This window comes from Moorena sp. (assembly GCF_982860115.1).
The window spans coordinates 70,867-84,520 of the sequence record NZ_CEYLVT010000007.1; the positions used below are offsets into that span (position 1 = coordinate 70,867).

Sequence of the window (13,654 nt, forward strand, 5' to 3'; positions counted from 1 at the left end):
AGTGGGCATCCTGGCCGCGCCAACAGATCAAAGGACGGGCAAGATGCCCATTCTACAGGTGCGACCCAAGGGCAATTTACTCCCCCGCTTAAGGCGCGCACCTACTCTTAAAATCATTCCATTATTAAGCAGCTACTTTACCATAAGTGTCCGGACTATTTTGACATCCTCTGCGGCCTGTTAGCGTTGGCGAAGCTCCTCTGAAAGAAGCAGGTGCGGAGATTCTTACTCAGCCGTAGCTTTTCAGTGGATTGACGATTCATTGGGTGCTGCTACCTGGACAGTAGTCCTACGCTTCCCATTAGCTCTATATTAATGTCTGGGATTTGCCACCCGCGACATTAATACTATAGCATATTTTTTCCCACTTAATCAATCAAAAAGTCGCCCGCTTATGGATCTAGGCTTTATAAAGTTTATTTACAAAAATCTTGACAAAAGTAACTTGATTGGATCTAGGCTTTATAAAGTTTATTTACAAAAATCTTGACAAAAGTAACTTGAGTAGATAAAGGTTTTATAAAGTTTATTTACGAAAATATTGACAAAATTAACTTGATATGATCCGTGTGAACAAAATTTTTTTTTACATCCCACCTTCTCTAAAATTTGTATGGGGAAAGCCTGTTGCCAAAAAGGAGCGAAAAATCGTGATATTTAGAGAGCATAAAGGGGTAATCCTGTTAATTTAGGATTAGTAGATAATTTTGATTATCAGGGTAACCTGGGGTATTTTGATAGGGATAGATATCAGAAAAATTATCCTCTAAATAATTAGAAAACAGGAGTATAGTTTAGCTATTCATGATACAAAAAAAATGAATTATATAGCGTTTTTCGCAGTTATGATGTACAGTATGTCACGAAACACAGAATTGAACATCGAATGCAGCGATCGCATAACTATACCCAGCAGCCAAAGGAAGAAGACTACAGCGAAATTATTGATGTGCGCTCCCCAAGTGAGTTTGCTGAGGATCATATGCCAGGTGCGATTAATCTACCTGTGCTCGATGATCAGCAACGGGCTAAGGTAGGGACTATCTATAAACAAGTGTCTTCCTTTGAAGCTCGTAAAATTGGTGCCTCTCTAGTTGCTGGTAATATCTCTCGACATCTAGAAAGTCACTTTGCTGCTAAGGATAAAAATTACCATCCCTTGGTCTATTGTTGGCGGGGTGGACAGCGTTCCCAGAGTTTGGCAGCAGTGTTAGTTCAAATTGGCTGGCAAGTTACAGTTCTCGACCGGGGATACAAAACCTATCGAGCTTATGTAAGGGAACAATTAGAACAGTTGCCACAACAGTTTACTTACCGAGTATTGTGTGGACTAACGGGTAGTGGGAAAACCCTGATTTTGCGGCAACTTGCTCAGCGAGGTGTCCAGGTGCTGGATTTAGAAGAGTTAGCCAATCATCGAGGTTCCCTGCTGGGTCAAGAGTGGGAAGATGAACCATTATCTCAACCCTCACAAAAATGGTTTGAATCCCTGCTATTGGAAAAATTGCAACACTTTGATGTCCATAAGCCAGTATGGGTGGAAGCAGAAAGCAATAAGATTGGACAAATTTATTTGCCTCATTCAGTATGGCAAAATATGAAAGATGCTAGCTGTGTGGAAGTTGAGTTACCCCTGGCACGTCGAATTGAATGGTTGTTGCAAGAGTATCCTCACTTGGGTACTAACCCTGAATTTTTCAAAACTAAGCTAGAGTGTCTACAGTCTCGCTATGGCTGGAAAAAAATTAACCAGTGGTATGGAATGATTGATGAGGGTCAAGGTCATGCTTTGGTAGGAGATTTGCTTGAAACTCATTATGATCCAGCTTACCGCCGCTCGATTAGTAAGTGTTATGGAAATGTAGAATTTACGTTACCGATTGTGGATTTATCAGAGCAGAGTGTTCATAATTTTGTCAATAGTTTAGTGTCTTTGACGGAATTATGCTGTTGAATTATTTTACCCATTACCCTCAATTATTGCACAATTGGGCAACGCCGAATTATTACTCATGCAACGCTTCTGCCCGTTCCCAGTCCTCTGGCACCCCATAGCTTTGATACCTTTGGCAGCGTTTGACATAGAGCATGGCTGCTTTATCCTGGGGATTGGTTTGTAAAACTGACTGAAATATCTGTTCAGCTTGGGCGAAAGCTTGGCGATGGTAGAGAAAAGCAGCTTGTTCAAAGTTACTCTTAGTTTGTCTCTTTAACTGCTTCAGTTGCGGCTGATCTTGATCAAATAGCTCAAATACTGCCACCGGTTTATTTTTTCCCTTAACTTTGACTCGATCCAGAAACCTATAACTGTACTTTTGAAACTCATTCAGGTTATAGAGGGTTTGTTGGCTAATCATAATCCCTGCACCATAAAGTTTAGTTAATCCTTCCAAGCGGGAAGCAAGATTAACTGCATCAGAAATAACCGTACTTTCCATCCGCTTTTGTTCACCGATTGTTCCTAGCATTAAGCTACCTGTATGTAAACCAATACCGATAGTAATCGGAACATAACCACTTTGGCACCGATGCTGATTGTAGACCGCAACTGTTTGCTGCATCTCAAGTGCACCTTGAACCCCATCATCCGCTGACTCAGGAAAAAGTGCCATGACTCCATCTCCAATGTACTTATCAATAAAGCCATTGTGAGCTCGGATTGCTGGACTAACTCGACTCAGATAGCTATTAATAAAGTTAAAATTTTCTTGAGGAGATAACTGTTCTGATAGGCTGGTAAAAGAACGAATATCAGCAAAAAGAACAGTCATTTCTTTTTGAACATGATCCCCTAATTTAACATCAACAATACTGTCATATCCTAGGAAGCGCAAAAAATCATGGGGGACAAACTTACCATAAGCAGAGGTAATTTTAGAAAGCCGTAGATGACTTTTAATTCGGGCTAACAATTCATGTTTAGAAAAAGGCTTAGTCAGATAATCATTTACTCCACACGTAAACCCTTCCACCAAATCGGAAATTTGATTGTTGGCGGTTAACATGATCACCGGAAGTTCACTGGGCAAAAACTTCTGGCGAATTTTTGCACAAACTTCATAACCCGTCATGCGGGGCATCATCACATCCAGTAATATCAAGTCAGGCTGGAAGCCAGTTGAGAGCATTTCTAAAGCTTCTAAACCATTAGTGGCTGTAGCGATCGCATAGTTTTCCATGGAAAGATAATTGGTAAGAACCTGGCGGTTGACTGGTTCATCGTCCACAATCAAAATTTTGATATATCCACTGTCTGCTGCTAAGGCTCCAGTAAAGTTCGGGGTTTCATTCGTCAAATCCGGAACTGGAGCGATGGATTCAATTGGCAACAGTGCTGAGGTCTGCTGAACCTGCCTCTGAGACACTGGCAAAGTAAATGTAAACTGGGAACCAGACTTATTTTGCGTACGCTTAGGGGATCCTCCCAGGCGACATTGTGCTTCTGGCAGGCGAAGCGATCGCACATGAATTTTGCCACCGTGTAACTCGACTAACTGTCTAGTAACCGCTAATCCCAAACCCCTCCCGCCATATTTTTTAGTCCTGGAGCAATCTACTGATTCAAAGGAGTCAAAAATCCGATTTAATTTATCTGCTGGAATACCAATTCCTGTATCTGAGACAGTAATGACTAACATTGGTAACTCGTCATTGCTAACGGGTAACTGCTCAGCTGATACTTCCACCTTACCAGATTCAGTAAACTTAATAGCATTCTCGATTAAGTTATAAAGAATTTGTTGCAGCCGATTTTCGTCAGCATCGACCAAGGGCAGATCGGCAGGAATTGAGTTAATTAACTGCAAAGGTTTTTTCGCAATTAGAGAGTGGGAATGTCCAAGGACGAGATTGACTATTTCTCGCATGCTGACTGGCTTAATTTGAAGTTCAAGATGTTTGTGTTTTAGCTTGGAAAAATCCAGGAGATCGTTGACTAAATTCCCTAGTCTTTTTCCACTAGATGCAATGATGGCAAGATTAGCGTTTGCTTTGGAGGGCAATTGTCCTGCAACACCATCCATCAGGGATTCAGCAATACTGATCATGCCATTGAGGGGGGTGCGGAGTTCTTGGGAGGTATTCGCTAAAAATTCGTTTTTCAGTTGATCGAGGTGCTGCAATTCAGTATTCTTGGCTTCTAGGGTGGCAAACGACTCTTGCAATTGTCTTGCCATGTTATTAAATGCCTTAACCAAAACCCCAAGCTCATCGGAGCGCTCCTGGTTGACAATTTGGTCAAATTGTCCCTTCTCTAGAGCAATGGCTGCATCCTTGAGTTGGAGGATAGGCCGGACAACCCAACGGGATGTAACGATTCCGACTTCTGTTGCCAGTAACAATGCTACTAGGCATAAAGCAATAGTAGTGCGGGTATGGGCGTGGATTTGTTCGATGAAATCCGCTTCTGGCACCACTACCACAATCAACCAATCCAAGCCAAACTCATCTTGAAACGGCTGTATTTGTACAAATTTTCGTTTACCGTCAACAGCAAATTCCCATTGCTGTAAACGTTGAATTGGTTGTTTTTGATTCAGCTTGGTTGATAAATATTGAGCCGTAGCTTTAGTGAAAGCATTACTACTATCCGTTGCTTTAAATCGTTCGGCTCCGTAGTCTTGATGAGTAGTGCGAAAAGGCTTCTCACCAGTAGAGGTTGCTACGAGCATTCCCGAAGGTTCAATGATAAAAACTTGTCCAGTTTTGCCAACGTTTATACTGCGTAAAAATTTGCCGATTTGTGATAAATTTATATTAGTTAGGAGTACCCCCTGCAATTTATCCTGTTTGTCGTAAAACGGCATTGATGCACCGAGATAGGCAGTTACACCAGCAGTATTGGGGTAAATTTCACTCCAAGTTGAGCGACCAGCTTTGACAGCAGTTCTATACCATGGTCGAGTGCGCGGATCAAATTTAATACTGTCTAGGATTTCCTGACGCTTCTTGATGCAGTCACTTATGGGGATTTCCCCCAAGACCGCGCTACATCGCTCCCCAGATTCGTTAGTAGAATAGGAGTAAAAAATATGATTGCTAGCTTTGGTGGAAACTCTTAGTATCAGTTTCCCATCATCTAATCGTTCTGCTCCTAGGTTGTCTTTATTCTCTAAGCCTAATCCAGTAAATGTCAGGGTATTAAAGATCTGAAGCTGCCGCCAAAAGTAACGCTCTAATTGAGGAATATCTTGCAAATTCAATTGACCTAGATTGATGGCAGTGGCATTAATCTGATTAACTAGATGAGGAATGGTTAGGTAAGCCTCCAAATTCTGCTCAACCCGAGCATTGACTTCTTCAAGCAGTTGAGTAGCAACATCATTAACCGCTCTCTTGCTGTTTCTATAGGACAGATATCCCACAAGTCCCACAGCTGCGAAGATTTGCAGGACAAATGGTATGACCAAGATCAGGCGAAGGGGAACTTTCCCAGAAACCTTGGAAACCCCTTGGGCTAAAGATTTGAATATCATTTGCTTGTGCCATCCTGCTTGACTGACAAATCGCATTTGAGTTACATTTACAGAATTCCCAGAAATCTAGAAAAAATAGCGTCACCACCCTTGACTGAAGTAAGGAGGCTTAAAGTCCTTTATTTTCTGATGCCTGAATGCTTATAAAAGACTTCATAAATCTTTATCTGGACTATCGCTTGTTTTGTTACCAAATTCTCGTGAGCGGAGTATAATACAGTTATTTTGCCATTAACACTAACGTGATTTTTGGTTTGGGGGCATCAACATGGTTAGTTTAAAAGGGTTATCAGTGGCTACAGTTGCCGTGGTTTTGAGCAGTTGCTTAATCCCTGGAAAAGCGTTGGCTAGTCGTCTTGATTTCACAGCTGAAGCGATTGGGAGCTCAACTCCTGCAACAATACTAAATGCTAGTATTGGTCAAACCCTACAAAACGGCGATTTTACGATAGAAAGGAATGGGGATAACACTACCCTTGGTAATGGGATTGATGAAGATACGAATTGGAGCTTTGATTTTTCTGACTTGGCAACATCAATCAATGACTTATCCCAAGCGGAACTAATTTTAGACCTGACACCAAACAATGCCCTGATTACTACCGATATATTTGGTATCATAGGATTGGATACTATTATTATTGATCTGATCCGCAATCTCCCAGTAAGAACTAAGCAATCGGTGTCTTTAAATTTACTGGAATTTTACGACTCAGGAGAAATCGTCAACGTCTTTAATGCCAATAGTGGCGAGATTCCAGTATTTTATGGAGATGATGCCATTGTATCTCGTGCTGAGCTGTCATTGTCTACAGGTGAAAAAGTTCCTGAACCTGCTTCTACCCTAGGGATTTTAGCTTTGGGAGCTTTAGAGCTAATTTGTAAACTCGCTGTAATCCTTGTAGGATAAGGCTTGCGCTAAACTAGAACAATTGAACTATTTAATACCAAAAAGACAATCATAGCAAGGTTTTCAGGCTTCTTAATATTTACTTTACAAATTAGCTCTTAGGAATTAGTTCTGTATTGAAGCAAGAAGTCAAGCAACAGAAACAAGCAAAGCAGTAATATCAATCAAGGATGATAAGTAGTCAACCGGACACGATATAACTACAAATATAACTAGTGTATTGTTGACGGTTGATTAGTGAACTGTTAACTGTTAACTTTTCACTTTCAATCGTCAACCATGGCCTTAAGGCCGTAGGCCACGCTGCGCGAACGGCCACGCTACGGGAACAACAAAAATTTCATCAACGTAGCAAAGCATTCCAAGTAGCAGGACCAACAATGCCATCAGGTTCTAGTTTGAACTTGCGCTGAGCGGCTTGAACTGCGGCTTTCGTAACCTCTCCAAATACCCCATCCACTGTGGCTTTTAAAAAACCAAGAGATTTCAGTCGCCTCTGCAATTGCTGGACTGCTGGACCACGCATACCTTGTCGGAGAATTGGTAACGTTATAGCGCTAGGCTTAGTTCTCTCGACAGACACCGCATTGCCTGTTGTGGTAGTGCGATTACCAAAGCCAGTGGTACTTGCTGGGGAAGAAGGGTTGGGACGAGTTGTGGTGGTTTGGGTAATAGCTTCTGTGATGGAAGGCGTCGGAAACGATGAAGCTGAGATGCCATCAGAGGTGGTTGGTGGTGTTCTACTTGCTGAGGGTAAGGGATTGGAAGTAGAGGTTGAGGATGTTGGATTGGGTGGGATGCTTGGAAACAAAAAATTCCATTCAGCAGCTCCCATGATGCCATGGGGAGTTAAACCTGCTTGTTGCTGGAGCTTGGAGACAGCGATCGCAGTATTATCTCCATAGACCCCATTTACCTCTCCTGTGTAATACCCTAATAATTTAAGAACTGCTTGTAATTCAGATACTCTTTCCCCTTCACTACCAATGTCGAGAGTTGGTCGGTTGATTTTGACTGAGGTAATTGCTTGAGCCAGTTTTGGGACAACGCCATTGGCTTCAAGGGCAACTGCTGGCAAATTCCCTAAGCTAAGGGCTACTGATCCAAAGATAGTTATACCGATAATGCTGTTAGTGGTGTCTATAGAATCCATATCTTTACAGCCAATTAAATCTTGTCACGACTTAATTTAACTTTATCGATTCAAGCGGATTTATAGACAACAATAAATTGAGGTCTCCCCCGGTTAAAACATAAAACACGGGAGAGACCTGAAATTTTTGGTTTGCTCTGTTAACTGAGGAAGTTTATTGCTTCAGCCGGTCCGACTAAAGAAATATAAGGTTCAATGAAATAGCGATTAGCTGCTGCTTGAGCCATCTCTGGAGTAACCTTTGTCACATCTTGTTGAAACAGGGTATCAAACTCAACTCCTAGCCCGATCGTCTCATACCAGCCATAGACTTGAGCGAGCTGACCATTGGTTTGTTTACCTAGTGCATACTGACCAAGAAGCTTATTTTTGGCAACTTGCAATTCATCCTGACTCAGTTGTTGAGAACAAAGGCGTTCCACTTCCGTAACCAGACCAACCAGGGCAGTTTCTGTATTTTCTGGTGCTGTTCCCATGTACGCTATAAACGTAGAAGCCGACTGGCGTGTAGGAAACAATGCTGAGACATCATAGGCTAAACCCCGTTTTTCTCTGAGTTCTACAAACAAGCGGCTAGAAAGACCATTCCCCAGGTAGGTATTCAGGAGTTTGAGGGTAGCAAAGTCAGCCTCTTGTATGGCTGAGGTAAGATAACCCAGCATCACAATCGACTGCTGCGTGTCTTGGGCAGTGGTCACTTGGCAGGGTTGGGCAATGGGGGAGGGTAAGGAGGGTTTGCTCAGGGGTGTATCGGGAACTTGCCAATCCCCAAACACTTGCTCTACCTGCTTAATCGCATCTTCTGAGTTAATACGACCTGCAATACTAATTATGAGGTTATCAGGGCGGAAATAAGTGTGATGATAGTGTTCTAAGTCAGCTCGATCCAGTGTAGATACCGTAGCTTCTTCTCCCAACACCGAAAAGCCGTAGGGATGGTCTTGATAGATTGCCTGTCGCAATTGCTTATAGGCAATGTTAAAGGGTTGCTCCTGTTGCCCACGAATAGTTTGAATGGTTAGGTACCTTTCTAGGTCTACTTCGGCATCTGGGAAACTAGGCGATCGCAAAATCTGTCCTGCTAGCTGTAACATTTCAAACCAGTCAGCTGCAACGGTTTTCAGGGAGAGTAGAAAATAATCGTTAGCGGCATCAGCACCAAGTTGAGCCCCCATAGACTCCACTCGTTCGGCAATGTCTATGGAGGATAATTCTTGGGTTCCCTTGGTGATAACTGCTGAGACCAGGTGAGATAGCCCAGCTTGGTTTGGTGGATCGCACTGACTACCTGCCCGAATAAATAGACGGCTGGCAATGATATCAGCAGCAGCATTTTCAACTACTATCACCACGATGCCATTATCTAGCACTGTGCGATGGATATTCTGTTGTTGCTTTAGTGTGATATTAGGCATGATGGTCTTAGGTATTAGGCTTGATAGTCTTAGGTCTTAGGAAAATTTTAAATTCCAAATTTTAAATGCACAAATTACCACTTTTACTACATGCCTTTGTGAGGATTTACTACCTTTAATGAGTTAAAATATAAGCTATCCTTTTGAGGATTGTGATAGCTCAGGCGATGGTATAAAGATACAGTATCAGCTAAGTTAATTAGATCTAAATATCTCAGCTTTTGAATCTAAAAATGAGTTACGATCTAAGCTATACTGTTGAGAATTGTGATAGCATAGCGATGGGGAGAAAGATACCGCTGGGCTAATTGCATTACGTCATTAGCTGTTAGCTTTTGAATCTCAATCGGATAACTATAGGCTGCTTCTGCTGTAGCAATAGTACTGTAGTAACCATACAAACCAGCAAGTTGACCAGCAGATTCTGTGGAAAAAATATAGTCGTTATAGAGCTGACGTTGACAGCGTTTGATTTCTGTGGTTGACACTGGTGTCTGTTGCAATTGCCACAGGTGTTCCCTAATTATTGCTTCTACCTGTTCCAGGTACTCTGGTTCTAGGTAGGCGGTAATAGTAAACAAACTCGAATCACGCTGTAGAGAGAAACTACTACCAATGTCTTGCACTAATTGTTTCTCTTCCCTTAATTCTCTTACCAAGCGAGAAGAGCGTCCATCAGCCAGAAGCACAGAGAGTAAATCTAAACCACAAGCATCCCCAAGCTGATCTATCCCTGGTCCGTGCCAAGCCATCAATAGACGTGCGTGTTCCAGGCGAGGCAAGTTTAGTTCCTGACGCCTAATTCCGATAAATGGTGGTTCAGCTATCACCTCTGATTTAGGACAATCAGTGGGGGAAGGAAAATCTTGAAATGACTGGTTAACTATAGTTAATGCTGACTCTTGGTCAATATCACCTACAATCACCACAGTCATATTTTCCGGCTGGTAATGGCATTGGTGGAAACAGCGCATTTGTTGGGGAGAGTGAGCCATCAAATCCGCTTCAGTACCCAGAATCGGTCTGCCATAGGGGTGACGTTGGTAAACGCTCTCAGAAAGAGCTTGAAATCCCACCCAATCAGGATTATCGTAACTGCCACGAATTTCTTCTAACACCACACACCGTTCCCGGACAAATTCTTCTTCAGGAATAGCAGGATGTAAGAGTAATTCTGCCAAAGGAGGCAGGGTGTGTTTTAAGTACTCAGAAGCACTGGTTACGAAAAAATGAGCAAAGTCATGGCTAGTAGCCGCATTCGTTACACCACCGTGGCTTTCAATCACATAGTCAAACACACCAGGAGCAATGGTCTCGGTGCCCTTAAAAATCATGTGTTCCAAGAAGTGAGCCATGCCAGACCATTCTTGTGGTTCTGCGATCGCACCAGCACCAACCCACACATCCGCCACTACTACTGGTGTAGCGCTTAGGTATTGATGAATGACATTCAAGCCATTGGTCAGTTTGAAAACACTAGCAGGAAACTTTACTTGAGGCAGGGGCTCAGATAACAATGCTTCTAATCTCAATGTGTAACTTCTTTCATGATATTACTTAAGGTTAATTTAGGTTAACCCAGTGTTAAAGATCATGATTACTACTTCACAGTTCTCCTAACTAAGTGCCAGGAACGTCTAGGACGACTATTTCCAGGTAAATTCCGGCATGTGCTGGCAAAAGCTGTAAGTGTATCCATCTTTTCGGTGTATTGCTGATATATCTTGAGGAAAGCAGCTCTTATAACCTTTCATTCCTAACGGGGTAAATCCAAAGCTTCCTTTGCTTCTAGGGGTGACTTTGCCTATCCCTAGTTTTTGATGCTTGGCTATGTCCCCAGTGAGCCAGCCTTTGATTGGTTTGAGTGGGTTGTGTCTAATGGGATAACCGTATTTGTTAAGTGCTGCTTTCTGTCTCCCTCCCTGCCCCTTGCAAGTGACTAACAGCGGCTGAGAGGTTTTCAAGACCAAGGTCTCAATATTCCCAACACAAGCGGCATCAATCCAGTGCTGCTTAGGTAGTCCTAATCTAGTCCGGTTGTATTTGGTTTGCGCTCCCGTTCCGGTGACCACAAACTTGATTGATCGAAGTACCTTTACTAACTTGTTACGAGTCGTATTCACCGCTGCTGCATCCGGTAATGGTTGCTTAGTTTTAGTTTTGATTTTCTGAAGTAGATTTGGTTTCTTTTTTAGGAATTCCTCTATGGGTTTGTTTCCTTTCCGTTGATTGCATTTTTCGCAGGCTAAGCAGAGATTACTGACCCGATTACTTCCACCCAATGACTTTGGGTGAATGTGTTCGATCTGCAAGGGAACAGACTGTTTACCGCAATAGGTACATTCTCTTCCCCATTTCTCAAGTAAGTACTCCTTTACTTCGTAGCCAGCTAGTTCACCTTGTTGGTACTCAACACCATTGATTTCAGGGTTCTGCATTTTCTGGGTATCAAACTTAACTCTTTCGACCCAAATCTGATTGATTGGACAGAACTTAATTAATCGTTTCACCCAGGTTTCAATAGTCAAAACCCTGTGCTCTAAGCTAGGGGCAAGCCAGCCTTCTTTTCGTCTACGGTTAAGGAATCTGGGTTTTCTGTAGCGGGTGTTGCGATTACGCCTTCGGTGTCTTACAGCTTTTCTAGACTCTAGTTTTTTTTTTATCAATCCTCCCCTGTGTTCTAATTCCATTCCCCAAATAACTTGGTTGTTTTGGACTAGGGCAAATCCGGTGACCTTGCTGCCAGGGTCAATCTTGATTTGACAAGGTGAGATAGTTGGATTATCAATCGCAGTCTTCAAGATGATTGTGAACGGGTACATTCTGAAAACCGCTGCCTTGCCTTTGTCTAATAACCGACGAGCTTTCTTTGGGGAAATGGGGTTTAATGGTTGCTTTTTTGTGTCAATAACAAAAACATAATTTTGCATGATTAATGCATCTCAATTCGGTAATGTGTTCCTAGACAATGTTGGGATGGCTTGTTGAGCTAACCACACATTTTGCCTTTATCTTAATGATTAGCGACAGAGCCAGAAGCTGGAGTTCACCCCTGGGTGTCATGACCAAACCAACGTAGGAAGTAAATCCTGAGTCTGCATCCTAGTTGGCAATCCCGGAAATTACCGGGAATTGCCAAGGCTTACACTAGGAGGACTGTGTACCTGAATCAGAGCCCCATCAGCGGTATAGATTTCCATAGGGATATCGGAATTATAGCTAATCCCTTTGAGGGCATCTTCTAAAGTCAATACGTGATTGACGATGCCAGCGTGAGCCTCTACATCACCTCTAACTTGAGCGGTGATGGCTGTTTGTCTGACCTGATACATATAAGTAGGTGTTAATTCTACTTTAATCAGACTTTCATCAATGGTGTAATTACAAACTCGAGTTTCCCCAGTACAGATTTGTTCAAGATCACTACCAATTTGTTTTAACTTTACCTGCAACTGCAACTTGCTTTGAACTGCTTTAAGGGCGTTTTGATAAGGCTCAATTAAAGACTGTGCATTTTTATGGTAGTATGTAGAGTTAGGAACCTGCTTCACGTAATTTAAAGCGTTGCGCCAATGAATCGCAGCCACCGACCATTGCTGCTTTCCCTGAGCTTTTTGAGCCAACTGAGCTAGACGTAGTCCCTGATTGTAGGCGTTGGTAGCAATTTTTTCCTGGGTTTTGCGATCGCGCGCCCTGGCCAGATTAGTTTTATAGAATTCCTGCAGTCGTTGCTTGTCCTCTTCAACGGTTGTTGCTTTAGGAATTTGGTTGAGACGGTCTAATGCAGTTTTCCAAGTACTAAAAACTAGTTGCCATTCCTCTAAAGTCTGGGCTACACCCTGGCGAGCTTGGGCAATCTGAGCCGCTTTCTTAGCCGCTTTCATAATTTGATTAGCCTGTCTTTCTTTGACTAATCGCCGATTAACTTCGTCTAAATTGACCTTATATAGCTTAATTTTTTGTTGCGCTATAGCATTAAGGCTACTCTCCTTAGGCATTTGTTCAAGGCGGGCAATTGCCTCTCGCCACAGTTTTTGAATTGCTATCCACTTTGATGCCTTATGGGGAGGATTTTTCCCTTTATGACCTGCCCTAGCCGCCATTTGCATGGCTGTCACTAACTGATCTAGGTCTTTACCTCTAACTTGATAGGCTTGAAGCAACTCTTGTGCTGTTTCATGCTTCATTGACCAAAACGGAATTGCTTTGAGTGCTTCAATCGCTGTCTTTAATTCCTTCTGAGCTTCGAGAATGTCCTTTCCCGATTTAGGTTTTTTGAGGGTGTCTGCTGATTTTTTACTCAATAGCTGAGCTTCATTCAGTGAACTACAAGACCCAAATACACAGGGACGGGTAAAAACATAAAAGCCGCCGGTTAAAAATACTAGACCCAATCCCATGCCCACCACCACCAACAAAAGAAACGTACTTTTAGAATTTCCTTCATGGGGTTGTAGTGTTTCAGAGAATGGCTCATCGGTTTGAGCCTCGGGATCAGAAAGTGGTTCGTCCCAAGGGTGGGGTGCAACGTCAGAATCCATTGATTGATCGTTGCTTTGGTTAGACTCAGGGGTTAACTGGTTAGAATCCATTGCCTGTAGCAGGAGCAAAGCCAGGAATACCAAAAAGCGATGCAGCGCCGCCAAAGGGGGTTTCCACGGGGCTTACAAGGTGCGGAAGCAAGTTCCGCACACAGCCCCTC

The 13,654-nt window shown here is 42.8% G+C and carries 8 protein-coding genes; 2 read left to right on the forward strand and 6 right to left on the reverse strand.

Features of this window, described 5'->3' with window-relative positions:
* The first annotated feature begins 886 nt into the window (after window positions 1–886).
* Window positions 887–1,954, forward strand: coding sequence for a tRNA 2-selenouridine(34) synthase MnmH (gene mnmH, locus AC4II3_RS02430; protein WP_488015909.1), 1,068 nt, complete (start codon window positions 887–889; stop codon window positions 1,952–1,954).
* 52 nt (window positions 1,955–2,006) lie between these two features.
* Here the strand turns inward: mnmH and AC4II3_RS02435 are convergent, their stop codons facing one another.
* Window positions 2,007–5,474 carry a response regulator gene (locus AC4II3_RS02435; RefSeq protein WP_488015911.1) on the reverse strand — a complete coding sequence of 1,156 codons (3,468 nt, stop codon included), beginning with the start codon at window positions 5,472–5,474 and terminating at the stop codon, window positions 2,007–2,009.
* 268 nt (window positions 5,475–5,742) lie between these two features.
* Here AC4II3_RS02435 and AC4II3_RS02440 point away from each other — a divergent pair, with 268 nt between their 5' ends.
* Window positions 5,743–6,384, forward strand: coding sequence for a hypothetical protein (locus AC4II3_RS02440; protein WP_488015913.1), 642 nt, complete (start codon window positions 5,743–5,745; stop codon window positions 6,382–6,384).
* A gap of 343 nt (window positions 6,385–6,727) precedes the next feature.
* On the opposite strand, the gene AC4II3_RS02445 is transcribed toward AC4II3_RS02440, so the two are convergent.
* The 5 genes from AC4II3_RS02445 to AC4II3_RS02465 all read right to left on the reverse strand — a co-directional run bounded on the left by AC4II3_RS02445 (window position 6,728) and on the right by AC4II3_RS02465 (window position 13,493).
* Window positions 6,728–7,537: a peptidoglycan-binding domain-containing protein gene (locus AC4II3_RS02445; protein ID WP_488007232.1), complete on the reverse strand. Its 810-nt coding sequence runs from the start codon at window positions 7,535–7,537 to the stop codon at window positions 6,728–6,730.
* 140 nt (window positions 7,538–7,677) lie between these two features.
* Window positions 7,678–8,952 (reverse strand): M16 family metallopeptidase, encoded by a 1,275-nt coding sequence (locus tag AC4II3_RS02450; RefSeq protein WP_488007230.1) that lies wholly within the window; start codon window positions 8,950–8,952, stop codon window positions 7,678–7,680.
* A 245-nt stretch (window positions 8,953–9,197) separates the two neighbouring features.
* Window positions 9,198–10,484: a M16 family metallopeptidase gene (locus AC4II3_RS02455; protein ID WP_488007228.1), complete on the reverse strand. Its 1,287-nt coding sequence runs from the start codon at window positions 10,482–10,484 to the stop codon at window positions 9,198–9,200.
* 114 nt (window positions 10,485–10,598) lie between these two features.
* Window positions 10,599–11,882 (reverse strand): RNA-guided endonuclease IscB, encoded by a 1,284-nt coding sequence (gene iscB / locus AC4II3_RS02460; RefSeq protein WP_488007226.1) that lies wholly within the window; start codon window positions 11,880–11,882, stop codon window positions 10,599–10,601.
* Between the two features lie 192 nt (window positions 11,883–12,074).
* On the reverse strand, window positions 12,075–13,493 hold the full coding sequence (locus tag AC4II3_RS02465) for a hypothetical protein (RefSeq protein WP_488029102.1): 1,419 nt from the start codon (window positions 13,491–13,493) through the stop codon (window positions 12,075–12,077).
* Window positions 13,494–13,654: the final 161 nt, after the last annotated feature.

Bases quoted from the DNA above. Each gene is read 5' to 3' on its own strand.
- mnmH (WP_488015909.1), top strand. From the start codon at position 887: ATGCAGCGATCGCATAACTATACCCAGCAGCCAAAGGAAGAAGACTAC.
- AC4II3_RS02435 (WP_488015911.1), bottom strand. From the start codon at position 5,474: ATGATATTCAAATCTTTAGCCCAAGGGGTTTCCAAGGTTTCTGGGAAA.
- AC4II3_RS02440 (WP_488015913.1), top strand. From the start codon at position 5,743: ATGGTTAGTTTAAAAGGGTTATCAGTGGCTACAGTTGCCGTGGTTTTG.
- AC4II3_RS02445 (WP_488007232.1), bottom strand. From the start codon at position 7,537: ATGGATTCTATAGACACCACTAACAGCATTATCGGTATAACTATCTTT.
- AC4II3_RS02450 (WP_488007230.1), bottom strand. From the start codon at position 8,952: ATGCCTAATATCACACTAAAGCAACAACAGAATATCCATCGCACAGTG.
- iscB (WP_488007226.1), bottom strand. From the start codon at position 11,882: ATGCAAAATTATGTTTTTGTTATTGACACAAAAAAGCAACCATTAAAC.
- AC4II3_RS02465 (WP_488029102.1), bottom strand. From the start codon at position 13,493: ATGGATTCTGACGTTGCACCCCACCCTTGGGACGAACCACTTTCTGAT.